Genomic DNA, 23677 nt, shown 5'->3' with positions numbered 1-23677 from the left:
ATGCGTCCCAATAGCTGTATATCCCTATACGTTCGCAATCTGTACTAAATAGCGCAACGTATCGCGTCCTAGGTAATAATATGAAACGTTTCCGCCAAAAAACTCGTCAAAGGCAGCAGATGCTTGCTGTTCTGACATTAACCAGTATTTTGTCCTTAAGTGTTGCCGCTAATGCTGTAGAACCCTCCTTAGGTTCTGTTAATTCCACACTGAAAAACCGCAGTGAAGCGGTTACTAGTCCAAAGCAAAATAACCGTCAAATCCCGCGTGCGGTTGTCAATGCCGTTCGCCGTGAGATTGCGCGTGAGTTCAGAGTTCCCCCTGGTCAATTAAGAGTGACTAGTTTCAGTCAAGAAAGTTGGCCGAATAGCTGCTTGGGTTTGGGTAGACCGCGTGAAGCTTGTGCTGAAATTTTCATTGAGAATGGCTGGCGGATTGTCATGTCTGACGGAGAGCAAAATTGGACGTATCGCACGGATGGCACGGGTCGTCTATTGCGCCTAGAAGGTCAACAAACCCCTCCGAGTGGAAGCTTGCCAGATTCTGTTGCTAATGGGGTTTTACGAGCTGCGTCTGAACAGTTGAACATTTCAACATCCCAACTACGCATTACCCAATCAGAACGGCAGGATTGGCCAGATGGTTGTCTGGGTCTAGCCCGTGACAATGAGCGGTGTACTGGTGCAATTACACCAGGTTGGCGAGTGACCGTTGAAACGAAGCAACAACGCTTGGTCTATCGCACCGATCGCAATGGCTCTTTCGTCAGGTTGGATGAACGGGCAAGCAATATGGGTAGTAGTACCTTGCCTCAAGCGGCTAGCAACGCTATCTTGCAAGCTGCCTCCCAGCGTACAGGGTTACGCACGTCTGAGCTACGCATTGTTAAATCTCAACAGATTACGACTGACGGCTGTCTCGGTCTGCCGCGTCCTAGGGAAGCTTGCACCAGGATTGCCCTGCAAGCTTGGGAGGTAACCGTAGAAGCTGGACAACAACGCTTAGTTTATCGCTCTGATGTCAATGGTTCCCAGGTCAGGCTGAATGAAGCGGCTAGCACAATTAGCGATCGCAACTTACCAAAATCTGTTGCTGATCGAGTTTTGCAGAGTGCCTCCCAAGAAACTGGGTTACGCACCTCTAATCTGCGGATCGTCCAGGTAGATAAGCAAAGCTGGCCGGATGGCTGCTTGGGTTTGTATGAACCGAATGTTCTCTGCACAATGGCGATCGTACCAGGTTGGCGAGTGACTGTAGAAGCTGGAGACAGCCGTTTGGTCTATCGCACGAATGACTCTGGTTCTGTAGTTAAACTCGACAAACCAGGGACTTATGCAGGGAGTGGTGCTGTTCCAATTCCCAGAAGCGAGTTACCACCCCCCTTGCCAAGTAACACAATCTTCCGTGCGATCGCAAGTGGTGGCATCGCAGGTCAAACCACTGAAACCCGCCTCCAGGATGACGGACAAGTGGTTCGATTGCAGGTGATACGCAATGGTCTAATGGCACCAATGCAGGTTTCTCGTATTTCTCGCCAAGATGTGCAAAAGTTTCAGCAGCTTCTAGAGCGAACAGAATTTTCTCAGTTCGATCAGCTAAGTTACCCAGTTTCCAGAGGTGCTGACTACATTACCATCACCCTTACTGGCAAAGCGGGTACAACCAGGTATGTAGATATTGCGGCAAACCGTCTCCCTCTGCCATTGCAAGAAGTTGTTAAAGCCTGGAATCAAATTGCTAGTGGTAGCTAGTGCAAGAAGGCAGAAGATAGGAGGCTCCTGGGCAGAAGGAATATTGCTTGCACAGTAAGCTTTTTAACCTTTTTTAACTGGATAGTTATTTCCGCCGGGATGCACTAGTACCGCTATGCGGAAGTCACAAGTCACGCATTCAAAAGTGTAAGCGGATAAAGAGATTGGCTAGAACACGTCTTGTCAATCTCTGCCTCATTTGAACCAAATGCCTTGACAACAGGGCTTCAAGCGATTATTGAATCATGCTCTAGCACTCCACTACCTTTAATCTACGGTTTCCCTATCGGCATTTGTTGCATTAAGTGGGTACTTTTGCTAGAATTCATACTCAAGATGAAGATTAAAACTCTTAATTATGTATAAAATCACACCAATTGTACTCTGAATCAAAGGTTTTTTCCAAACCTATAACTAGACAATACAAGGCTAGATGAAGTGCAGAGTATTTTAAATACATCAACCCTACAGGTTGTTAACAATCAAATTTTCTAATCAAAGATAGAGAGTTTACGATCAGTTTGACTAAGGATTCAACGTTATTCATCCGCTAAATCTTGGGAAACTTTATGTTCTACTACTTCGCTTACGGCTCCTGCATGTGCCCAGTAGATTTAAAGCGATCGCTGGGTGAAAACACACATAACTATGTCATTGGTTCGGCAACGCTCAAAGGCTACAGATTAGGTTTTTACTGGCAATCAAAACTTCGTAAGTGTGGAGTACTGGATGTAGTTCCAGACCCAACAGCTTCAGTTGAAGGTGTCTTGTATCGCTTGCCCAATCGGTTAAGTAATGCCCTTGATGAGCGGGAAGAAGTCCCTCTTAATGGCTACCGCCATGAAATGGTAGAAGTTCAGTGTAAGGGTATGGTCTACAAGAATGTTCGGACTTACGTGGTAGTAGACAAATTAACTGAAGAACTGGCTCCTAACGAATGGTATTCCAATGTTGTCCTACGAGGAGCCGTGACTTGTGGACTACCAGAGCAGTATTATTGGAAATTGTTTAATCACATCCGTCAGTTACAACAGATACAAAAACCTCAATGGCAGACACTACGCTCGGCTTAATATAAGGACTGTAAGATTCAGGAAGGTATGTTATTTAATGGAGGTTTATCTACGGGTATTTACTTTAAAATATATGTTGAGAACTCAAATTCCGTTGTAAACCTCAAGGATTAAATATTTCAACAACAGCAAGGATTCTTAAGTTTGTGGAGTGTGTGTTCTTGAGCCGAAAAGGTTATGATGCCAATGTAGATGTCGATAGTATTTGCACTCGTTGTTGCAAGTCCTTAGTCAGGGTGCGATCGCAAAAGCTCTTTTTAACTCAACAACAGCGGCTGTAGTCAAACTTTGGAGGATAAAGGCAATGACGCTAAGGCAGTTGAATCATCATTCAGGTCTGATGTCTTTGGTGTTTAAGAGTGTTAGTTTATCCACTGGCGTAGCAATCTTAATCGCAAGTAGTGGTGCGCTTGCCTTGAACCCCCATCCCGAACCAGCAACTCTTCAAAAACCACGGCTTCAAAACACAACGTTGGCGGCTGATATTGAAGGAAAAACAGAACCCCAATCATCTCAAGGTGACGTTGATGCGTCAGAAGAACCTCGGTTTAGCTGTGAGTTAGTGGATGGTGAGTACACGGTAATGTATCACCCAGAAAGTCAACCGAGTCAAGCCTACGCTTGGGCTACTCCTACTGCTTTAGGTGGCGGCTGGACTTCTGAGCGACGTTGTGATGAAATTAGCCGACGCTTAGAACTTTACCGACCTGACGGCTTACTAGAGATGCAAACGTCTGTAGAAAATAATCTGGATATCGTTTGCGTTACAACTCAACAAGACCCAGCCTGTCGCATTGTGCTAACAGTGCCTCCGGGTCAAGACGCGCAGTTAACACGCGATCGCGTATTTGAAAACATAACCGTTGCTGACAGTGGTCAGACAACCGATGCTGTCAATACTTTTGTTGATGGAGATAGGGACTCCCAATTGCTCAATCAGGTAATCAACCAAGGATTGTCTGTATTAGGCATTGATAATAAGCCGACAAGACGTTCTAGTTCCAGAAACATCAACCTGCGACCGTTCTTAGACCGAACTGACGGTGGTACTGGCACCCAGCTACAAGGCGGCATCCCAATGCGCTCAAACCCACGCTTAAATCCAAACAGGTTTCGTTAACTAAGCTTTTAGTCATTACTAATACCAACGACAAAAGCTTTAGCAATAAGCGATCCAGATGCCTAACAACCAACAACCAATAACCAATAACCAACAACTAACTACTCAACCATCGGCATCAAAGCCGAGTCAACGTCTGTGTTGGGAACCGAGTCGTCTAGGAAGTTTTGGCTTTTCAAAATCTCAAAAAGGTTAACGTTTATTTCCAACAGACAGGTGTGACCCGACTCTGGTAGCACGACCTTCTTGGCATTTGGCAGCAGGCTAGCCAAACGTTCAGCTTCAAGAACGGAGGGCAGCAATCGGTCAGCAGCACCAGCAATGACTAGGACAGGTTGGGTAAGCTGCCGGAGTTGGGTTTCATCAAGTTCAAACTCAGTCACCATTTCTAATCGCCAGTTAACCGTTTTTGGAGGAACAGAGTGCATCGCCTCCAAAAGGGCACGGCGATCATTAGGGGATGTTCTTGATAAAGCGGATAAGAAGGGTAAAAGAGCAAAGGCAGAGATTTCGTAAAAATAGTCTGGTACCCAACGACCCAATTGCGATCCCCAACGCAGTAAAGGTCGTTGATTGAAGGAAGTCGCTGGGTTAATCAGAATAATCCGGTCAAAAAGCTCAGGCGATCGCAGCGCCACCTTGACTGCCAGACAGCCTCCGAACGACTCACCACACAGATAAATAGCACGAGAGGGTGTATTGACTAGTTCTGCTTCGATTAAGTGAATGACAGCTTCTGCCAGGTCTTCCCAATTCGTTGAGTCATTCGGAGGAATGGCGAAACAGCGGACATCAAACGCTTTTTCTAAACCTTGGGTTTGCGATCGCAGAAGATGACCTGTTCCATCCATTCCTGGCAAAAACACAAACAGTGGATAATCGCGATTAATACGTACTGGCGTTAAAAAACAAGGACGACTCTTAACGTCTGGCATTGCTCAATTCCATTCCCTCACGAGGATTCCAACTCAGTTTTAAAATAGTCTTTAGTGATTAGTTGTTGGTTGTTATACGTCTGTTTGCGAATCCTTCATTGTCTTCTGAAGTCAGTCAGCAGTTAAGGAACTTGATTCTTCTAACAACTAAAACTCTGATGCAGTAATTTGGCAATTTCGTCACGACAGGTATCAGCAACATGCGCGACAACCTTTTTTGCCTGTTTCCCCTGGTATTGTTCTCGATGCTTTGGCGTAATCCAATAGGGATGCCCCACTAATACCGAGACACGGTGATGGAGAACCATTGGATGCCAACCCGGCTGCTCAAATAGGGGTTCTGATGGGTCAAACAGACGCAGAAGTCTCAAGGGGACAGCAGAGTTTACGGTTTCTTCAAGGGATGCGATCGCCACGGGTAAGATTGCTAAATCTTTTACTGGTGCCCGCAAAGCGAGGTGAGCAAAGCCCCGCTGAAACCTACCCACTTCATGAGGCTTCGTCAACTGCACCATCGGTTGGGCACCTTCTGGAAATACTCCAACCCATTGATGGGTTGTAAGTAACCTAGTTGCTTGTTGTAAGAAAGCCTGCTGCCTGTATTCTGGTTCTTCTAAAGGAAAACAACCCAATTGCTTGATAATTTCCTGCATCACTGGGACTTGCCCCATGTAATGATGACAAGCAATACGGATAGAATGCCCTAGTCCTGCCATCAGCAGGGGTGCATCCATAAAGCTGCGATGGTTGCTCACTACCACAACGGCGGAATCAGTGGGGATGCGATCCTCATGATAGATAAACATCTGCGTTCCCATTGCTGCCAGCAGTGAACGAGAATTTTGTAGCGGACTATTGAAAAACATGGATTAAAGCCATCACCATCACCATTTTTTAATCTTTCTTAACAATACTCATTAAGGTTGCTTTTTGACAAACGCCTTAGGGCAGAAAACCCCATAGCAGACAAAACGAAGGGTTGTCTGTTTCCACTAGTACTTCTTTTGCGGATTTTTACAACAACTGAGCAAAGGATACGATTTGTCAACTAGATCACAATAAGCGATCGCGTACTGAACAATAAATTTTTCCTTGCGTTTTGCTTTATAAAATGCTCAATAACTTAAGCAATATTGATTAATCGATGGTAACAGGAGATACTTTTTACAATAAAAGCCCTCCGTGAAGCTGACTAGATGCTGACTAGATAAAGTAACAACTAAAATAAATACTCAGTAGCCATACGCTAGAAATTCAAAGTAATTTATGTTAGGGCGTTTTTTACACTTACATGACCTATACCGATACCGTTAGAAAGACCTTTGCGATAACAACACCGCTTTACTATGTAAACGACTTACCCCACATCGGTAGTGCTTACACAACAATGGCGGCTGATGCAGTCGCTCGGTTTGAACGGCTACGGGGAAAAGCTGTGCTGATGATTACTGGCACAGATGAACATGGACAGAAAATTCAGCGCACCGCTGAAAGTAATGGGCTACAGCCTCAAGAACACTGTGACAAAATCGCGGCGGGGTTCGATGCCCTTTGGCAAAAGCTAAACATTCAGTATGATCGCTTCAGCCGGACAACATCCCCTCGCCACGAAGCGATTGTCAAGGAGTTTTTTGGGCGTGTTTGGGACAAGGGTGACATCTACCTCGGTCAACAAAAAGGTTGGTACTGCGTCTCCTGCGAGGAATTCAAAGAAGAACGCGAACTCCTAGAAGGGCACCGCTGTTCAATTCATCCGAATAAAGAAGCGGAGTGGCGAGATGAGCAAAACTATTTTTTTGCTTTGTCTAAGTATCAAAGCCAGTTAGAAGCGCTTTACCAGGAGCGTCCTGATTTTATCCAACCCGAAAGCCGCCGTAATGAAGTTTTAAGCTTTGTTGCTCAAGGACTTCAGGATTTCTCCATTTCGCGAGTTAATCTGGATTGGGGGTTCCCGGTGCCAGTTGACCCGAACCACACTATTTATGTTTGGTTCGATGCTCTCCTTGGTTATGTTACTGCCCTACTCTCTCCGGATAGTGAACCATCACTGGAGAAGGCATTAGAGAAGTGGTGGCCGATCAATTTACATCTGATTGGTAAAGACATTCTGCGCTTTCATGCCGTTTACTGGCCTGCCATGCTAATGTCAGCAGGGCTACCAGTCTCAGGTCATGTGTTTGGGCATGGCTTTCTTACCAAGGATGGTCAAAAGATGGGGAAAAGCCTTGGCAATACCCTAGATCCAGTTGAGTTAGTCAATCGCTATGGTGCTGATGCGATTCGCTATTACTTTCTCAAAGAAATAGAATTTGGGAAGGATGGGGATTTTAGTGAAACCCGTTTTGTCGATATTGTCAACGCTGACTTGGCAAATGACTTAGGCAATTTGCTCAACCGGACATTAAAAATGGTGCAGAAGTATTGCAATGCTCTTGTGCCTGATGTTAACGGTGAAGATATTCCTACAGATCACCCTCTAAAGGCAATCGGTTTGGGATTAAGCGATCGCACAAGCGTAGCTTATGAAGCTCTAGCGTTTAGTGAAGCCTGCCGGGAAATCTTTACTTTAGTTCGAGCCTGTAACAAATTCATTGATGAGCAAGCTCCCTGGAGCTTGTACAAGCAAGGAAATTCAGCAGCGGTTGAACAAGTATTGTACGCCGTGTTGGAATCAGTTAGGCTCTCAGCCTATCTGTTATCACCGATTATTCCGAGCATCAGTACCGATATTTATCAGCAACTAGGCTTTTCTCTCGACTTTAACGAAAAAACCCTCATTAATGATTCTGTAACCTATGATACTCACGCCGCCTGGGGAACCTTACCCGCTCACCAGCAATTGGGGGAGCCTAGACCAGTTTTTGTACGACTGGAACAAGCGTGATTTTGTTCCGTCGTCTTGACCATCAGGTTGATCGGCGGCTGACCAAAATACAGATTATAGGGAAGGAGGCATCAGCTTTTTTATTACATACAAAACCGAGGTTTAATAACATGTTGAATAACTTTAGTACCGATCCTGTTTTTACACCTGAACAAGTTTTAGAAAATCGTGGTCGAGTCGCCATTTTTATTGACGGTTCAAATTTGTTTTATGCAGCCCTGCAATTAGGAATTGAAATCGACTACACTAAGCTACTCGTTCGTTTGACAGCAGGTTCCAGACTACTACGCTCCTTTTTTTATACAGGTGTTGACCGCACTAACGAAAAGCAGCAGGGATTTTTATTGTGGATGCGCCGTAATGGCTATCGAGTGATTGCCAAAGATTTAGTGCAACTGCCAGATGGCTCGAAAAAAGCAAATCTCGATGTCGAGATTGCCGTAGACATGATGGCGCTGGTTGGTTCCTACGATACAGCGGTTCTTGTTAGTGGTGATGGTGATCTCGCCTATGCGGTGGATGCTGTCAGCTATCGAGGCGTGAGGGTTGAGGTGGTAAGCTTGCGATCGATGACGAGTGATAGTCTCATCAATGTTGCTGATCGCTATATTGACCTAGACCACATTAAAGAAACTATCCAAAAAACACCACGACAAAACTATACCTACCGTCCATTGTCCGGCATTGGACTGATGGACGAGCAGGAAGAATAACAAAATGGTCATTAGTCATTGCTAATTGCTAGTCGCTAATTGACCATTAACTGTTAGTCATTAACTATTAGCTATTAGCCATTAGCAACTGACGAATGTTTTTCAGATCAAAGCGATTTCTTGCTTTTACCTTTTGCCTTGTAACGTGTGCTTCCTTGTCTGCTTGTGAGGGGAAGAGCCGCACAGAACAGAAAATTAAGCAGGATACCGCTGCAACAGAAATCGAAGGAAGCCTTGTCTTTAAAAATGTCACGCTAGATCAGGCGGATGAAAAAGGGCGTCCTCTCTGGAAAGTTAAGGCAAAGCAAGCTACCTACACTAAAGATAAAAAACTGGGTCGGATCGATAATCCTAGTGGCGATTTGTACCAGGATGGAAAAGTTGTCTTGCAGGTGTCAGCCGATACCGGGGAAATCCGAGAGGATGGTCAGCTAGTCTTTCTCAAAGGACAGATTACAGCTACCGATACCCGCAATGGCGCAGTGTTCAAAGGTGATGAATTGGAGTGGCGTCCAAAGGAAGATTTGCTAGTTGTCCGCAACAACTTGAAGGGTATCCATCCCCAACTACAGGCAACAGCAAAAGTAGGGCGATACTTCACTCGAAAGCAGCAGGTGGAATTACTGGGTCAAGTTGCTGCGATCGCAAAAGACCCCGACTTGCAAATGAAAACAGAGCAATTGCTCTGGCAAATCCAAGCACAGAAGGTAATTAGCGATAAGCGCACCCAGATGGAACGGTACAAAGCCAAAATTGTCACTGACCGAGTGGAGGCGGACAAGTCTGAGGTTAACCTGAAAACCAAGGTAGCAATACTCAAGCAGAATATCCAACTGACATCAATAGACCCGCCACTTTTGATGTCCAGCAATTCAGCGATCTGGAACTTAAAAACTGAAACGGTACTCTCCGATCAGCCAATTAGGATTGTCCACCAGAAAGAAAATGTCATTCTCACCGCTAATCAAGGTCAGATAGATTTAGCGCGAAAAGTGGCAAATTTGACAGGTGGAGTCCAAGGTGTCGGTAGCCGGAATCAAGCTAAACTCTACGCCAATCAATTACGGTGGGATATCCCAACTCAGAACGTTCAGGCGACGGGTAATGTGATTTACGAACAAGTTAACCCGCCCTTTAATACGTCGGGGCCTGTGGCAGTGGGGAAACTTCAAGATCAAAGCGTTGTTGTTACTGGTGCGACTGGCAATAGAGTGGTGACGGAGATCATCCCTTAACTGGCAGTGTTAGGGACTGGACGATAGGCAATTCCGGATTAAAGTTTCTGGTCTAAAGCTGGGTTTGGAATCCAGAAATCTTTTCATTACGCTTGGGATCGCCCAAAAGCGCAGGGGCTTGAGTTGTACTGGCGTTAACGGTGGGTGAGGTACCCCATTGCTTTGACAGGCGTCCTAGCAGTTCGTCCTGCTGCCTCCGAAAGCCATCGACATCACCACCTCGATTAATGATCGCAAACCAAACCTCACCGCGATCGCGTGTTGGCATGACACCTGCTAGGGCACTTACATCTCGCAGAGTTCCGGTTTTGATGGCACTACCAAAGGGAATGTTTCGCGCTTGCATAGTTCCCCGCTTATCGCGTCCCGCAACCGGGAAAATATCAGCAATATCAAGTTGGTGAGGTTGCAAAAAGCGTTGAACTGCCATCAGCATGGCAGAGGTTGCACGAGGCGAAATTCGATTATCAACACCCAACCCAGAACCATTAACCAATTGAATCTCCTCAAGGGGGACACCAGCAGAGTTTGCGGCTAGTTGAGCAGTTATTTTCGCTCCACCGACAGATTTTGCCAACATCTCAGCCATTGCGTTGTTGCTGTAGATGTTCATTTCCTTGAGGATTTGAGTCAGAGACACCGAACGGTGACGCAAGATTAGGAATTTTTTCGGCAGAGGAATAGTTGCGACTTTCACAGTACCTGCGATCGCTACTTGAGGTTTTGCTGTCCCTTTTGGCATCGCCGCGTGCTGCGTGGCAATTGCAGGTGACCAACTGCTGAAGTTGAGGGCTTGCTGGAGCATCTGACCCGATATTAGTGGCTCCTCGCGGTAGTTCATATAAAACTCACCAGTAACCACTAGGTTGCCTGTGACACGGCGGATACCGAGCTGATTGAGACTATTTCCCAAGGCGATCGCTTCTTCCCAAACAAAGAAGGGGTCGCCACTGCCCGTAATCACCAAATCTCCTTGAACTACCCCGTCCTTCACCACTCCCGTTGTACTAACGACAGTCTCAAACTGATGAGCCGGCCCCCACTTATCCAAGGCTGCCAAGGTTGTGGCAATTTTGGTTAGCGAAGCGGCAGGAAGAGCAACAGTCCCTTGATGATTTGCCAATCTTGTCATCCCTGACTGCATCCACACCCCTTGGCTAGCGGTTGGGCCTTTAGTACTCCAATCTTTAAGCGATTGGCGCATCGCTACCTCAGCAACTGGGTCTGGCTCACTTGGTAAGGCAAACACAGGTAGATTTTGCCACTCCAGCAGTTGGACGGGCTTGAGCGCCGCAGGTGACATTCCCACGACCTTGAGCAGTAGAGCCACAAATCCTGATGCAAGTAATCCAGAGCCAAATCGTTGTAACATCACTATCCTTCCTCCCCGGTGCTTTATTTTAAAGAGTCGATGGCAATCCTGAAAAGTTTTCTTTACTGAGTTTTATTCAATGTCAGGCAGATCACATCAGGTTTAATGTTGCGTGGAGGGCTTCTGGTAGAATGCGTGAAGGTTTCTATCATTTTGAGTAATGGCATCGACTCGCGCACGGATCGCAATTGACGCTATGGGAGGGGATCATGCCCCCGCCGAAATCGTTGCTGGCGCTATTAGGGCACAGGAGGAGTTAGGCGTAGAGGTTTTGTTAGTGGGCGATCCTCAAGCCATTGAATCCTCCCTCAAGCAACACACTGATTCGTACAAGCTGGAAATTGTTCCGGCTGAGGGAGTCGTTGAGATGAATGAGGAGCCATTGGTGAGCTTGAAGCGCAAGCCCAAGGCTTCGATTAATGTGGCAATGGATTTGGTTAAGCAGAAACGAGCTGATGCTGTGGTTTCTGCTGGGCACTCTGGGGCAGCAATGGCGGCGGCATTACTACGCATCGGGCGCTTAAAAGGAATTGACCGTCCGGCAATTGGGGCAGTATTTCCAACAATGGTGGCGGGTAAACCCGTGATTGTCCTGGATGTGGGGGCGAATGTCGATTGTCGTCCTAAGTATCTAGAGCAGTTTGCGGTAATGGGTTCGATATACAGCCAGTATGTGCTGGGGATTAATGAACCCAAGGTCGGGCTGCTGAATATTGGTGAGGAAAGCTGTAAGGGGAATGATTTAGCGATTCGCACACATCAACTGTTGCAAGAGAATCCAAGAGTAGCCTTTATTGGCAATGCTGAGGGTAGAGATGTTCTCTCCGGAAATTTTGATGTGATTGTCTGCGATGGCTTTGTCGGCAATGTCTTGCTCAAGTTTGCCGAAGCGGTAGGTGAGATAGTGCTGCAAATCCTCCGAGAGGAACTGCCCCAAGGATTATCAGGTCAATTGGGTACAGCGCTTCTAAAACCTAACCTCAAGCGGATTAAGCAGCGCATCGATCATGCGGAACATGGGGGAGGATTACTCCTAGGGGTTGCAGGAATTTGTATTATTAGTCACGGTAGCTCCCAAGCGCCAGCGATTTTTAATTCGATTCGCTTGGCGAAAGAAGCGATTGATAATCAGGTACTGGAGCGAATTCAGTCTAAAGATTTCAAGAGTGAAGAGCAACCAGCAGCTAAGGCTCAGGGAAGTGAGGAGTAAGCAGCTAGAATGCCGCTTGGGTAGTCGCTTTTTGGTAGCAGGATTACTCGCGGCTGGTTTATTAATCCTTGCTGTTTACCGACTCAACCTTGAGTGTGTGCATCGTTCAGCAACTAATGGAGAGCAGTGTTGAATCAATTAGGGCTAGGTATTGCCATTACAGGGAGCGGTTCGGCGACACCAGAAGTTGCTCTCGATAATCATCAACTTGAGCGAATGGTTGAGACGTCTGATGAGTGGATTACGGCTCGGACGGGAATTCGGGAACGGCATTTGGTTGATGCTCAAGGATGTCTCAGTGCGATCGCATCTACAGCCGCTCAAAAGGCGATCGCCATGGCAGGGATTGCGCCAACCGACTTGGATTTGATTATCCTGGCAACTTCAACGCCGGATGATTTATTTGGTACAGCAACCCAAATTCAGCACCTTCTAGGGGCACCTCAAGCGGTTGCGTTTGATATGACAGCCGCTTGCTCTGGGTTTGTTTTTGGGATGGTGACAGCCGCTCAGTTTATTCGCACGGGGGCTTACCGAAACGTCTTGTTGATTGGGGCGGATATTCTCTCGCGCTGGGTCGATTGGACAGACAGAGGCACCTGTATATTATTTGGTGATGGTGCTGGGGCGATAGTAATGCAGGCGAATGAAAGCGATCGCTTCTTGGGGTTTGAACTCCGCAGCGATGGCACCCTAAATAAATCTCTCCAGCTAGCCTTCAAAGCACAAACAAGAGAACTTGTCGAGGGCGTTACAGTTAGCCAAGGCAATTATCAGCCCATTAGCATGAACGGCAAGGAAATTTATCGTTTTGCCGTGCAAAAGGTGCCGGAAGTGATAGAGAAAGCGCTGTTCCGGGCAAACCTTAGCACCGACGAAGTAGACTGGCTGCTCTTGCATCAAGCGAATCAGCGGATTCTCGATGCTGTTGCCCAACGTCTGAACATTCCGGCTGAGAAAGTTCTGAGTAATCTTGCCCACTACGGCAATACCTCGGCGGCTTCTATCCCCCTGGCATTGGATGAAGCGGTGCGGGCGGGTAAGATTCAATCGGGTGATGTTATTGCGGCTTCTGGCTTCGGTGCGGGGTTAACGTGGGGCGCTACTATCTTTCAATGGGGTAGGTGATAAGTTCTAGGGTGAATAGAATTGCTTTTCACCCTGCTGGTGTTCAACTAAGCTAGCGATCGCATTTACCAACTTAGCTGGCTCTACTGGCTTCGTAACGTGTTTCTGGAACCCAGAAGCGAGTATCTGTTGATGGTCAGTCTCTCCAGCGTAAGCGGTAAGTGCGATCGCAGGAATGTATCTTCCCAGCTTTGACTCCAATTCTCTGATTTGGCGAATCAGCATATAGCCATCGACATTTGGCATCCCAATATCACTCAACAATAAATCTGGCTGCCACTCTGAAATCAACAACAGTGCCTCACTAGCTTCCGTAACACCACGCACTTGTGCCCCATACTCTTTCAGCATAAAGACCAGCAACTCAAGGGTGTCTACCTCATCATCCACAACGAGAACCCGTACCCCTTCAAGATTGGGAGAACTGCTAATTAACTCATTCTCCTGAGTACCCTCTGACTCAACAGCCATCAGGGGTAACCTCACCGTAAACGTCGCGCCACACCCAACACCAGGACTTTCTGCCCAGACAGTTCCACCGTGCAGTTCTACCAACTGGCGAACAATCGCTAGACCAAGACCCAGCCCACCGAAGACTCTTGTCGTTGTACTATCAGCTTGACGGAAGTAATCAAAGACATAGGGTAAAAACTCAGGACTGATACCTTTGCCTGTATCACTCACTTGGATTTGGGCTTCCGTCCCAACCCTCTCTAGCCGGATTTCCACCTGTCCCCCTTGGGGGGTGAACTTAACGGCATTCGAGAGCAAATTCCAAAAGACTTGCTGTAAGCGGTTGGCATCCCCTGCAACTTGCCCTGCCTGACGATCAAACACTGTTTGAATTTGAATCGCCTTGGCTTGCGCTGCCAAGCGTACTGTCTCAATAGCGGATTCAATCGTGGGTACTAGGTCAACGGAATCAACATTCAGCGTCAGCTTACCTCGCAGAATTCGAGAGACATCCAGCAAGTCCTCAATCAGTTGAGTTTGTAACTTGGCATTGCGCTCAATCGTTTCTAAAGCCTTCACCGTCGTTGCTTCATCACATTTGCGCGTTCGGAGGAGCTTTGACCAACCCAAGATTGGATTAAGCGGAGTCCTCAATTCATGGGAGAGAACCGCAAGAAACTCGTCCTTGAGGCGATTGGCTGTCTCTGCTTGAGTACGCGCACTCTGTTCTGCGTTGTACAACCGAGTATTCTCGATCGCAATCGATGCCATCTGCGCCAACTGGACAATAATCGCTTCGTCTTCTTCGGTAAATTCGCCCTCGTATTTATCAGATAACTGAATCAGACCAATATTTTGACCATCTCGCCCTCTAAGGGGTGCAGCTAGCCAGCCGCGCATTGGTGGATGATTTCCAGCTTCCTTCCCAAATCCTCGCCATTTTGGATGAGCTTCTAGTTCTGCTTGAGTCAACCGCATCGAACGATTCAGATGGCAGACACAGGCATAAATCCCCGAACCATCGGTCTTTGCATCATAGTCTCGCCAGGCTGCATATTTGTCTGAAAGTGAAACACTATTGATTGCCTGCGCCCAGTTTTGATCGATAGTCATACTTGTTACCGACTGGTGTGCGCCAATGATTGCCCGTGCTTGCTCGGTAATCACTCGCAATACGTCTTCAATAGACAGCGCTGAGTTCATTACTAGCGCCGCTTCGGTTAACCCATGCAGTTGCTTGGCATACTGTCGCTCACGACTCAGGAGTTGTTCGCGCTCTTGTTCCGCTCGTTTTTGCTCGGTGATGTCCAACACGAAGGCAATTCCCTCGCGCTGAGAATCGTTCAGTAGTGCTATCCCTAGAACAATTGGTACTCGCTTACCGTCCCGGTGAATATATTCCTTCTCGTAAATATTGGAAACTCCAGTCGAGAGAGTTTCTGCGATCGCTCGCTCATCTAGGTGCCTGTACTTTGGAGGAGTCAGCTCTCTCCAATTAATTCTTCCTAACGAAGTGAACTCTTTGCGAGTGTAGCCAGAAAAACGCAGGAAAGCATCATTTGCATCCACAATAAAGCCGTCAATATTCCAGAAGGCAACACCAATCAGGTTGGAATCAAATAACCTTTGCAAGCGCTCATTCGTTTGTCGCAGGGCAACGGCTGCCTGTTTGCGCTCGGTGATATCCTTCACAAAGCAGTAATACCCATTAAATTGCTGCTCTTTGTCCTCAACTTTAACGAGCGCTACTTGTTGGTAAAACGCTAAGTTATCCTTACGCAAGCCCTTGACTTCGACTTCTGCCTTACCGAGAGCTAGCATCTGTTGGTAAGCCGCGATCGCAATATTCAAATCCTCTGGGTGTATGGTTGACTGCCAAGTCATCCCAAGCATTTCTTCTGACGCATAGCCTAGTAGATTGGCATAGGCTTGATTGACGTTGATATAGTGCCCAGAAGCATCTAGCCGAGAGATTGCATCTATCGCATTTTCTAGAGCATTAGTGACTTCTCGTAAGTCCTCTTCTGTCTGTTGTCGCTGTGTGATATCCAGCCGTAACTGCTCGTTGAGTGAAATTAGCTCTTGTTGTTGTTCATCTAAGGTAGAGACTAGGTGTCTCAGTGATTCAGCTAACGTAGCCAGTTCATCCTGTCCACGCACGAGCGGAATTTTGGCAAGCGTATCTCCTTGGCGAATGCGGTTCGCGGCGGCGGCAATCTTGAGCATTGGGCGGACAATTTGGTTGGCACTCAACCAGCTTAAGATTGCAAAGAGTGTGCCTAAAGCAATTCCCCAAGCAAAGACTTGAGATTGAAGCGATCGCGCTGGTGCTAGGGCAACGGCTGCTTTCTGTCTCACGAGCACCAACCATCCTAAACCCGGATAGTCGCGATAACCTTGAGTTTTTGCAAATCCTGTTACATAGTTTCCTTCTTGTAACCAAGGTTCAATCAAATAACTGTTTTGATTGGCACGAGCGGCTTGCACACTTGCCAGGGTCAATTTCTGCCCCTGAAAGGTTTTTGGTCCCAACAAAACTGTGCCATCTTGACTGAGAATGAAGATTTCAACTTGATGGTGTTCCCCAAGCCGTTCGAGTAGCGATTTTTCAATTTCAGTTGCCCATGTCCAGCTCAAGTGTGCGGCAATGACACCCTGAAACTTGCCTTGAGTATCTTTTACAGGCGCAGCTAAATCAACAAATCGTAAGGGTTCTCCAGTTGGATTAGGCAAGAGCTTCGCTAACAGTAGAGCATCATGGACATCACCAACGTAAGGTTCTACCCGTCCCCCTTGAAAGATTGGACGTTTGGACGCATCTACACCTTCTAAAACTTTCCCTGTACTCGCTAGAACCACACCCTGCTGATTTGTCAACCCCATCCAGGCATAGTCTGGATAAGTACTTTGTAGCTTTTCTAGTAGCGATCGCTTCGCGGCTACAGGGTAATTTGACTGGCGTATGAGGTCGAGGCTGGCAAGAATCTGAATATCGCGGTAGCGCTCAAACATTCCCCGGTCAAGCTTATCCGCCATCTGGTAAGCGATTTCGCCTGCATGTTGTCCAATCGTAGTTTCTATCTGAGTGCTTGTTGTGTACCCAACTAACAGACTCAGTACGGTGGAGAGCAACAAGACAATACCACCAGTTGCTAGTCCCAAACGGGCTTTGAGACTACGATGTGGATTAATCTTACTCAACAAGCGGCGGTATAACTTCAGCATGAGGCTTGGTCGTAAGGAATTGACTGAGCAAACAAGCTTTCCCAAGCAGAGCTTCTAGAGCTTATTGTTACTGAAATCTCTCTAGAAAATTGGGACTGAGCGGGTTTTCTTGCCTTCCCCATCAAATTCAGCTTCCTCCACCCCCCGCATTATCCCGACTTTCAAGCTAGTCGCCTGTGCGCTGCGCTCACTCACTGCGATGAAAATCCCTACCACCTATCCTGCTGTCTTCTGAAAGAGATCTAGCGGTGTAACTCCTGGCTCTCTTCTGCCTTTACCTTAGATGGAAAATCAGATTCCTCAAATATATCCAGTTGCCAAAACTTCCAAACCTGATCTCTAAAATCTGCTTTGAGTTGGCTCAGTTGCATCAAGACTTCTGCCCAGTTATGAGCCGTTTGAAGTTTAGTAGCCCATTCTCTTGCGGGTTCATCTGATTGATTGAGTGAATCCAACTCTTGAACACTCATCCTTAAGCCTAGTAATTGTTATTAAAATTAATTAAAAGTGCTTGAATTATTACTAGTTGTGCTAAAGAATGTCTCAACAAGGAGCTGATTCTATTGTTTATTTAAATTCGTATTCATTGCTTGTTTTTCTGTTATATTAAGTGTTCTAAAACCTTAAGCTGATGTGCATCTAAATTGCATAACTTTAAGATGAGGCAACCAACGATCATCCCATCTACCCGAAAGTCTCAACAAGCAATTTAAATGTGTGACAGCTTAGCCGACCCAAGCTTCAGTAAAGCTGGAGGTGACGGGTTCAAGCCTCTCTTGAAGAACCTTTACCAATTCATCCTCAAAAGCGGTAGCAACTGCAATGTTTAAGTACGTTATGGTACTCACATTTAATCATAGCGCTAATGTACGCCAATGTACAACCTAAGTTTGTTAAGATGACCATGTAAGCAACTAGCCGTAGAGCTTGTTCTTTAGAATATTCACCTTTTGACATCGGAAACGGAATCTTAAAACCGCCCCTTGTGCCGTAAGTTGTTTTTTTTAATACAACTGGCTCAAGGAGTGTCTTGATGTCTCTTGTCTACCCACCTCGCTCACCTGTTGAAAACCGCCTTCTGAGCGCTCTACCCAGTGAGTTCAAAGCACGTCTTCTGCCCAACTTGGAGCTGGTTGAACTGTCTTATAAGGAAGTTCTCTACCAACCTACAAACCCCATCGAGTACGTCTATTTCCCCAATCATGGCGTAGTTTCTCTAGTCACGATTCTGGAAGATAGTACGGCAGTTGAAGTAGCTCTGGTGGGCAATGAAGGGATGGTTGGTCTCTCCATTTTCCTAGGAGTCGAGACAAGCCTCCACGAGGCAATTGTGCAGGTTCCAGGCGAAGCAATGAGGATGAAGACAGATGTCTTCAAAAATTCGGTCAAGCCCGACAGCCCGCTTCACGCTCTGCTACTGCGCTACACGAACACATTGATGCTCCAGCTTTCGCAATCGACTGCCTGCATTTCCCACCACTCAGTAAAAGAGCGCTGCTGCCGTTGGCTACTGATGACGTGCGATCGCGTACACTCAGACAAATTTCCGATTACCCATGATTTTCTCGCAAAAATGCTGGGAGTACGCCGCGCTGGCGTTACGGTAGTAGCGGGTGGGCTTCAAAAGGCAGGGCTGATTCGCTACAGTCGCGGTCAGATGACTATCCTCGATCACCAAGGTTTGGAAGCAGTTAGCTGCGAGTGTTATCGGCGTGTCAAAGAGGAGGAAGACGCCTCTAGGGGGATTGTTCAGAGTAAACAGTTATAGCGTTCACCAATTCCCTCGTCCCTAAGGCATTCCTCAAGCTACAATGCAAGCTGGCAAACGTTCTTGCTAGCCCACGCCAACTTGATTCGGAATACCCCCCATGATCCACGAAGTCTTCATGCCCGCCCTCAGTTCCACGATGACCGAAGGCAAAATAGTCTCTTGGGTTAAATCCCCAGGCGATCGCGTAGAAAAAGGCGAAACCGTGGTAGTGGTTGAGTCGGATAAGGCGGATATGGACGTAGAGTCCTTTTATGAAGGCTATTTGGCAGTAATCACGGTACCAGCGGGTGAAGCTGCTCCTGTCGGTGCTGCGATCGCACTTGTGGCAGAAACAGAAGCAGAAATTGAGACAGCCAAACAACAAGCCAACAGCTCAGCCCCTGCTGCTACCCCAGCACCCAAGGAAACAACACCTGCACCAGAACCTGTAGCCGCTGCGCCAGCCGCTCAAGATACTCCTAGCGGTCGTAATGGTCGAATTATTGTCTCGCCCCGTGCGCGGAAGTTAGCCAAGGAATTAAAGGTCGATCTAAGCGGCTTACAAGGTAGTGGCCCCCACGGACGGATTGTTGCTGAAGATGTGGAAGCCGTTGCTGGCAAAAGTAGTGCGCCGACACCTGCCCCAGCTACCGCGACAACAGCCCCCGCCAAGACACCAACCGCTCCTACCCCAGCTACCCCCGCACCCCAACCCGCCGCCGCGCCTGCGCCAGCCGCTTCCACGACTGCGCCTCTCGGTGAAGTCGTACCGCTAAATACTCTGCAAAATGCAGTGGTACGGAATATGGTTGCTAGCATCCCAGTACCTACATACCGCGTAGGTTACACCATCACCACCGATGCACTGGATAGTCTATACAAAAAAATCAAATCCAAAGGTGTGACGATGACAGCACTGCTTGCCAAGGCAGTGGCAGTGGCGTTGCAGAAACATCCCTTAGTGAATGCCAGTTATACAGATCAGGGCATTCAGTATCACAGTTCAATCAACATTGCTGTAGCAGTGGCAATGGCAGACGGTGGATTGATTACACCTGTATTGCAAAATGCTGATCAGGTAGATATTTATTCCCTGTCTCGTAACTGGAAAGACTTGGTAGAACGCTCCAGGCTCAAGCAGTTGCAACCAGCAGAATATAGCTCAGGCACCTTCACCCTTTCCAATCTAGGGATGTTTGGTGTTGACCGCTTTGATGCGATCTTGCCACCAGGACAGGGTTCAATTTTAGCGATCGGGGCATCACGTCCACAAGTTGTGGCAACCGCAGAGGGCATGATGGGAGTGCGGCGTCAGATGCAGGTAAATATTACCTGTGACCATCGCATCATCTATGGTGCTGATGCAGCCGCGTTCCTACAAGACTTGGCGAAGTTGATTGAAACCGATCCACAATCACTAACGCTGTAGGCAGTTATAGCTTTTTAGCCGTTTGACAGTGGCTTATCGTGCAATCCGTTTTGAGCATCTTTTCAAACTCAAAACGCGATTGCTTATTTTCAGGAAGAGGAATTTGCAAAAGGCGATCGCGCTTATAGCAGAAAGCCGTCAGCTATCAGCTATCAGCTTTTTTGTTTTCCTTGCTCTCTCTTGTTTCACACACTTGAGCTACACTTCATCCAACTGAAAACGGCTATAAACTACTTCCTAAAAATACTCAGTACTACAGAACCCAAAAGATAATAATGACCCAAGCATTTAAGATGTGCGACTAAACCAAATTGTTCTCGCTGCTGAGTGCTATAAAATTGAATGCCACCAGGAGAAAGTGAGAGAGAATTAGCACCTTTCCACTCTCTAACTGTAAAATCTACTAAATAAAACTTCCCGCTTGGATAAAGTACTCGATTAACCTCTTGAAAAACCTGTTGGGGGTTTGGATAATGCAGAAAACTCAACGTATTAAAAACAGCATCAAATTGACTTTCCAGAAATGGGAGAGACTCTGCATTTCCCTGCTTGTAAACTAAACGTTCTCCGTGTCGATTGCCTTGCTGGGCTTGATGAAGCATTTTTGCCGATAAATCTAGTCCAGTTCCTCGGAGTGTGGGAAACTTTGTTGCAAGACGATTTAAGAGACGACCAGTACCACAACCAACATCAAGCACATTTGGTTGCTCAGGCAGTTCAAGATACTCTAATAGCCGTTTGTGAACAGCTTGGTAGAACACCGTAGTGAACAAGAAATCATAGTTCGGTGCCCACAAATCAAAGAACTTTTCTTTGTTGCTGAAAATGTCCCTACTCATTGGAATTTAGGCTCGGCTTTTGGCGGCGTAGCACACTAAATAGGAGTAATAGGACAAGCGCAACGGCTAACCCTCCTGCTGTTATCGCAATTACGGGTATGTTCGCCTGACGCACCGCAATAGCGATAAATGCCCAAACAATAACTAGGACAAAGGCAATATCAGCCCGTTGGATACTCACGACAGACGCGATCGCAGCACCTGCAATTAATGCGATCGCTGTCCACACTTCGGCACTGATACCCCAACCACTCCAGCCTAAGTTGTACAGTGTTGTCGCTACGTTCACAATCGTCGCCACACTAATCCAGGCAAGATAGATACTCAAGGGAATGTGAACAAACCACTTCTCGTTCCGGGAGACTCGTGTATGTCCAATCCCGACACGCAGATAAACTCCAATCAAAGGCAGCAAAATCGCCAGCATTGCCACCAACGAGAGTGTGAACTGTCGATACTGGAAGAAAAACACCCAGGCTATCTGAGCAAGGCAAGCTACCACCAACAGATATCCCATCCGATGCAGATGGGGATTTTGTCGCTGTGCAGGGAGTATTTGATAGACTCCAAAGCTAATTAGCCCTAAATAAATCAGTCCCCAGATTGCAAAAGCATAATTTGCTGGCGTAATTAGAACATCTCTGAAGAATGTGTTAGAGATTTCTCCAATTGTCAGTCCATTAAACGGGGCGACATTCGCCAGAACATTCACGCCAAAGGCGGCAAGAATGGCAATCAGGTTGAGAGCTTGCCTGATAATATCTCTATCTAAAGGCTTAGTCGATTGTTTCATGATCCAGCCGATACTTTAATTCGGCTCAAGAACTCATTCAACACCTGCATAAATCGTTCGGCTTCTTCCAGATGGGGCATATAAGAAGTCTGATCAAAAAGCACCCATTCTGACCCAGCAATTTCCTGGTGAACCGTCTCAAGACAAGTAGGTGTAACTTCATCGTAGCGACCTTGAGAGTAGTAGTGTCGGAACTTGAGTCTTGACTCGCTTTAGCATAATCCCTCTAAGGTTCGCCTGCATGGGGAAGCTCTCTTGCTCTTGAAAGGAGACACTCTATTGCGATCGCCTACAGGCTACATCAATACTACAGCTTTACCTACATTGGAAAGACCATGTTTGCCCGTGGCAGAGATTGAAGTGTGTGACGAGTCAGGATAAGGTCATACGAATGGAGGAATTGGGAGAGGGCACGTTGCCTCAGACTTGTTTATTGGGTCTGGAGTCGGTACTCCTGGATCTTCCTCAGTTAGGCAAACACTAGAATGTAGGTGCTACTAAAAATTAAAAAAGTAAGTTTGGTTCCTGACGACCCTAAACTGGTAGTGAACGATGTGGTTAATCAGCGACTTCAAATCTAAGATAAGAAAACATTGGAATCAGGGCATCTCAGGAAGTTACAAGCGGTCTCCTGCAACCACGATGAGTGAGAAAGAAGTCAGTCATGAAAAAAGTATTCTTTTTACTGGGTGAACTGGACGATGATGACATTGATTGGATGGTCTCTAGCGGTCGTCGAGAGGAGGTTGAGGCTGGTACTGTCCTGATTCAGGAAGGTCAAGCGATTGATACGCTACACATTCTCTTAGAGGGAACCTTATCGGTATCTGTCTCTGCTTTGGAAGGTAAAACCATTGCTCGTTTAACGAGTGGCGCAGTAGTTGGGGAAATGTCCTTTGCTGATGCTCGTCCTCCCTCTGCAACGGTTCAAGCGGTGGAAACCTCGCTCGTGTTATCCATTCCTCGACAGCTATTGATTGAGAAACTGCAAGAAGATCAGGGATTTGCCTCGCGCTTCTATCGTGCGATCGCAATTTTTCTATCCACCCGGCTACGGGGTACGGTTAGATATCTCGGTTATGCCAAAGATCAACTAGTGAATGAAGATAACAATGTAGAAGATTTATCGCCTGAAATGATCGATAACGTGCCCTTGGCAAAAGCCAGATTTGACTGGTTACTCAGACGCCTGAGAAGTAGTGATTACGCGGCACTACCTGAGTAATCAAGCCGAGATTCAACATTAAGGGAGTTTTAATTTTTAATTAATGCCCTTTATCAAGCTGCCAAAACCGCTACGTGGCAGCCAATGAGCCATGTCGCTTTGATAGGTTACTCAAAAAACATTTTGAATCGGCTTTCAGCCACAACTGACCATCAGTATCTATTTTTGCAAAATAAATTAACTGCCTCTAAATCACTACAAGAGGCAGGAAGAAATTGAGGCAGTTAGAGGTAGTTAAATTTATTTTTTCTTTAGATTCTTTAGAGACCAGGAGTCTCTTCTTTGTCTACCTTCGGCACAATATCAGGACGTTCCTTGTTTTCCCAGCCTACAGGACGCTTGGAATTATACCAAGCAATTGAACCAATTGTGACAGCGGCGATAAAGCCCACAACATACACAAGAGTAGCAGAGATTGGAAAATGAGGTGCTGCCTCGACTCCTACATCCATTAATAAATACATAACTTGATAAACTCCATATCGTATTTTGGTTATCCTACCAAACCGCAGAGTAGCCTCTATCACTCCTGAGTTTGATCT

At 46.8% G+C, this 23677-nt stretch carries 21 protein-coding genes; 12 read left to right on the top strand and 9 right to left on the bottom strand.

All coding sequences use genetic code 11. The annotated features are described in order from the left end of the window. Positions 1-80: 80 nt before the first annotated feature. The 3 genes from AC5JL3_RS29175 to AC5JL3_RS29165 all read left to right on the top strand — a co-directional run bounded on the left by AC5JL3_RS29175 (position 81) and on the right by AC5JL3_RS29165 (position 3944). Entirely contained in the window at positions 81-1751 is a 1671-nt protein-coding gene (locus tag AC5JL3_RS29175; protein WP_496077779.1) for a DUF8738 domain-containing protein, read from the top strand. Positions 1752-2320: 569 nt separating this feature from the next. After that, a complete protein-coding gene (locus AC5JL3_RS29170; protein ID WP_496077778.1) occupies positions 2321-2824 on the top strand; it encodes a gamma-glutamylcyclotransferase family protein in 504 nt (167 codons plus the stop codon). 217 nt (positions 2825-3041) lie between these two features. After that, positions 3042-3944, top strand: coding sequence for a COP23 domain-containing protein (locus AC5JL3_RS29165; RefSeq protein ID WP_496077777.1), 903 nt, complete (start codon positions 3042-3044; stop codon positions 3942-3944). Positions 3945-4045: 101 nt separating this feature from the next. Here AC5JL3_RS29165 and AC5JL3_RS29160 read toward each other — a convergent pair whose 3' ends face one another. After that, a complete protein-coding gene (locus AC5JL3_RS29160; RefSeq protein ID WP_496077776.1) occupies positions 4046-4879 on the bottom strand; it encodes an alpha/beta fold hydrolase in 834 nt (277 codons plus the stop codon). A gap of 140 nt (positions 4880-5019) precedes the next feature. Beyond that, positions 5020-5745, bottom strand: a complete 726-nt coding sequence (locus AC5JL3_RS29155; RefSeq protein WP_496077775.1) for a lysophospholipid acyltransferase family protein — start codon at positions 5743-5745, stop codon at positions 5020-5022. Between the two features lie 425 nt (positions 5746-6170). Here AC5JL3_RS29155 and metG point away from each other — a divergent pair, with 425 nt between their 5' ends. The 3 genes from metG (at position 6171) to lptC (ending at position 9711) form a co-directional block, all read left to right on the top strand. Then, a complete protein-coding gene (gene metG, locus AC5JL3_RS29150; RefSeq protein ID WP_496077774.1) occupies positions 6171-7763 on the top strand; it encodes a methionine--tRNA ligase in 1593 nt (530 codons plus the stop codon). A gap of 110 nt (positions 7764-7873) precedes the next feature. Further along, the gene (locus AC5JL3_RS29145) at positions 7874-8476 is read left to right on the top strand and encodes a LabA-like NYN domain-containing protein (RefSeq protein WP_496077773.1); all 603 of its coding nucleotides are present in this window, start codon (positions 7874-7876) and stop codon (positions 8474-8476) included. A 95-nt stretch (positions 8477-8571) separates the two neighbouring features. Further along, positions 8572-9711 (top strand): LPS export ABC transporter periplasmic protein LptC, encoded by a 1140-nt coding sequence (lptC, locus tag AC5JL3_RS29140; protein WP_496077772.1) that lies wholly within the window; start codon positions 8572-8574, stop codon positions 9709-9711. Between the two features lie 52 nt (positions 9712-9763). Here the strand turns inward: lptC and AC5JL3_RS29135 are convergent, their stop codons facing one another. Beyond that, complete coding sequence (locus tag AC5JL3_RS29135; RefSeq protein ID WP_496077771.1) at positions 9764-11083, bottom strand: D-alanyl-D-alanine carboxypeptidase; 1320 nt, start codon at positions 11081-11083, stop codon at positions 9764-9766. 160 nt (positions 11084-11243) lie between these two features. On the opposite strand from AC5JL3_RS29135, the gene plsX reads away from it, so the two are divergent. The 3 genes from plsX to AC5JL3_RS29120 are packed head-to-tail and all read left to right on the top strand — an operon-like array spanning position 11244 to position 13421. Then, positions 11244-12293 carry a phosphate acyltransferase PlsX gene (gene plsX, locus AC5JL3_RS29130; protein ID WP_496077770.1) on the top strand — a complete coding sequence of 350 codons (1050 nt, stop codon included), beginning with the start codon at positions 11244-11246 and terminating at the stop codon, positions 12291-12293. Continuing rightward, positions 12283-12426 (top strand): hypothetical protein, encoded by a 144-nt coding sequence (locus AC5JL3_RS29125; protein WP_496077769.1) that lies wholly within the window; start codon positions 12283-12285, stop codon positions 12424-12426. The genes plsX and AC5JL3_RS29125 overlap by 11 nt, the downstream gene beginning before the upstream one ends. Next, entirely contained in the window at positions 12420-13421 is a 1002-nt protein-coding gene (locus AC5JL3_RS29120) for a beta-ketoacyl-ACP synthase III (RefSeq protein ID WP_496077768.1), read from the top strand. Before AC5JL3_RS29125 ends, AC5JL3_RS29120 begins: the two co-directional genes overlap by 7 nt. 6 nt (positions 13422-13427) lie before the next feature. On the opposite strand, the gene AC5JL3_RS29115 is transcribed toward AC5JL3_RS29120, so the two are convergent. The 3 genes from AC5JL3_RS29115 to AC5JL3_RS29105 form a co-directional block, all read right to left on the bottom strand. Beyond that, entirely contained in the window at positions 13428-17099 is a 3672-nt protein-coding gene (locus AC5JL3_RS29115) for a PAS domain S-box protein (RefSeq protein WP_496077767.1), read from the bottom strand. A gap of 81 nt (positions 17100-17180) precedes the next feature. Further along, entirely contained in the window at positions 17181-17315 is a 135-nt protein-coding gene (locus AC5JL3_RS29110; RefSeq protein WP_496077766.1) for a hypothetical protein, read from the bottom strand. Between the two features lie 26 nt (positions 17316-17341). Next, complete coding sequence (locus AC5JL3_RS29105; protein ID WP_496077765.1) at positions 17342-17569, bottom strand: hypothetical protein; 228 nt, start codon at positions 17567-17569, stop codon at positions 17342-17344. Positions 17570-18132: 563 nt separating this feature from the next. Between AC5JL3_RS29105 and AC5JL3_RS29100 the strand changes: the two genes are divergently transcribed. Beyond that, positions 18133-18867 carry a Crp/Fnr family transcriptional regulator gene (locus AC5JL3_RS29100; RefSeq protein ID WP_496077764.1) on the top strand — a complete coding sequence of 245 codons (735 nt, stop codon included), beginning with the start codon at positions 18133-18135 and terminating at the stop codon, positions 18865-18867. Positions 18868-18967: 100 nt separating this feature from the next. Continuing rightward, entirely contained in the window at positions 18968-20278 is a 1311-nt protein-coding gene (locus tag AC5JL3_RS29095; RefSeq protein ID WP_496077763.1) for a dihydrolipoamide acetyltransferase family protein, read from the top strand. A gap of 230 nt (positions 20279-20508) precedes the next feature. On the opposite strand, the gene AC5JL3_RS29090 is transcribed toward AC5JL3_RS29095, so the two are convergent. Together AC5JL3_RS29090 and AC5JL3_RS29085 are read right to left on the bottom strand one after the other, a co-directional pair. After that, a complete protein-coding gene (locus tag AC5JL3_RS29090) occupies positions 20509-21117 on the bottom strand; it encodes a class I SAM-dependent methyltransferase (protein WP_496077762.1) in 609 nt (202 codons plus the stop codon). After that, positions 21110-21910 carry a TspO-related membrane protein gene (locus AC5JL3_RS29085; RefSeq protein WP_496077761.1) on the bottom strand — a complete coding sequence of 267 codons (801 nt, stop codon included), beginning with the start codon at positions 21908-21910 and terminating at the stop codon, positions 21110-21112. The genes AC5JL3_RS29090 and AC5JL3_RS29085 overlap by 8 nt, the downstream gene beginning before the upstream one ends. Positions 21911-22574: 664 nt before the next feature. Here AC5JL3_RS29085 and AC5JL3_RS29080 point away from each other — a divergent pair. Continuing rightward, the gene (locus AC5JL3_RS29080) at positions 22575-23135 is read left to right on the top strand and encodes a cyclic nucleotide-binding domain-containing protein (protein ID WP_192218768.1); all 561 of its coding nucleotides are present in this window, start codon (positions 22575-22577) and stop codon (positions 23133-23135) included. A 260-nt stretch (positions 23136-23395) separates the two neighbouring features. Here AC5JL3_RS29080 and psb35 read toward each other — a convergent pair whose 3' ends face one another. After that, positions 23396-23587 (bottom strand): photosystem II assembly protein Psb35, encoded by a 192-nt coding sequence (gene psb35 / locus AC5JL3_RS29075; protein WP_496077842.1) that lies wholly within the window; start codon positions 23585-23587, stop codon positions 23396-23398. Between the last annotated feature and the right edge of the window lie 90 nt (positions 23588-23677).

It is taken from the genome of Symplocastrum torsivum, from assembly GCF_059505465.1.
The sequence above is the reverse complement of the archived record's forward strand: the minus strand, read 5'-3'. Positions and strand labels throughout refer to the sequence as shown.

What these genes read in the sequence shown, in the direction of transcription:
- AC5JL3_RS29170 (WP_496077778.1), top strand. Translation starts at nt 2,321, where the DNA reads ATGTTCTACTACTTCGCTTACGGCTCCTGCATGTGCCCAGTAGATTTA.
- AC5JL3_RS29095 (WP_496077763.1), top strand. Translation starts at nt 18,968, where the DNA reads ATGATCCACGAAGTCTTCATGCCCGCCCTCAGTTCCACGATGACCGAA.
- AC5JL3_RS29175 (WP_496077779.1), top strand. Translation starts at nt 81, where the DNA reads ATGAAACGTTTCCGCCAAAAAACTCGTCAAAGGCAGCAGATGCTTGCT.
- lptC (WP_496077772.1), top strand. Translation starts at nt 8,572, where the DNA reads ATGTTTTTCAGATCAAAGCGATTTCTTGCTTTTACCTTTTGCCTTGTA.
- AC5JL3_RS29155 (WP_496077775.1), bottom strand. Translation starts at nt 5,745, where the DNA reads ATGTTTTTCAATAGTCCGCTACAAAATTCTCGTTCACTGCTGGCAGCA.
- AC5JL3_RS29135 (WP_496077771.1), bottom strand. Translation starts at nt 11,083, where the DNA reads ATGTTACAACGATTTGGCTCTGGATTACTTGCATCAGGATTTGTGGCT.
- AC5JL3_RS29090 (WP_496077762.1), bottom strand. Translation starts at nt 21,117, where the DNA reads ATGAGTAGGGACATTTTCAGCAACAAAGAAAAGTTCTTTGATTTGTGG.
- AC5JL3_RS29145 (WP_496077773.1), top strand. Translation starts at nt 7,874, where the DNA reads ATGTTGAATAACTTTAGTACCGATCCTGTTTTTACACCTGAACAAGTT.
- psb35 (WP_496077842.1), bottom strand. Translation starts at nt 23,587, where the DNA reads ATGGATGTAGGAGTCGAGGCAGCACCTCATTTTCCAATCTCTGCTACT.
- AC5JL3_RS29085 (WP_496077761.1), bottom strand. Translation starts at nt 21,910, where the DNA reads ATGAAACAATCGACTAAGCCTTTAGATAGAGATATTATCAGGCAAGCT.
- metG (WP_496077774.1), top strand. Translation starts at nt 6,171, where the DNA reads ATGACCTATACCGATACCGTTAGAAAGACCTTTGCGATAACAACACCG.
- AC5JL3_RS29115 (WP_496077767.1), bottom strand. Translation starts at nt 17,099, where the DNA reads ATGCTGAAGTTATACCGCCGCTTGTTGAGTAAGATTAATCCACATCGT.
- AC5JL3_RS29160 (WP_496077776.1), bottom strand. Translation starts at nt 4,879, where the DNA reads ATGCCAGACGTTAAGAGTCGTCCTTGTTTTTTAACGCCAGTACGTATT.
- AC5JL3_RS29105 (WP_496077765.1), bottom strand. Translation starts at nt 17,569, where the DNA reads ATGAGTGTTCAAGAGTTGGATTCACTCAATCAATCAGATGAACCCGCA.
- plsX (WP_496077770.1), top strand. Translation starts at nt 11,244, where the DNA reads ATGGCATCGACTCGCGCACGGATCGCAATTGACGCTATGGGAGGGGAT.
- AC5JL3_RS29100 (WP_496077764.1), top strand. Translation starts at nt 18,133, where the DNA reads ATGTCTCTTGTCTACCCACCTCGCTCACCTGTTGAAAACCGCCTTCTG.
- AC5JL3_RS29080 (WP_192218768.1), top strand. Translation starts at nt 22,575, where the DNA reads ATGAAAAAAGTATTCTTTTTACTGGGTGAACTGGACGATGATGACATT.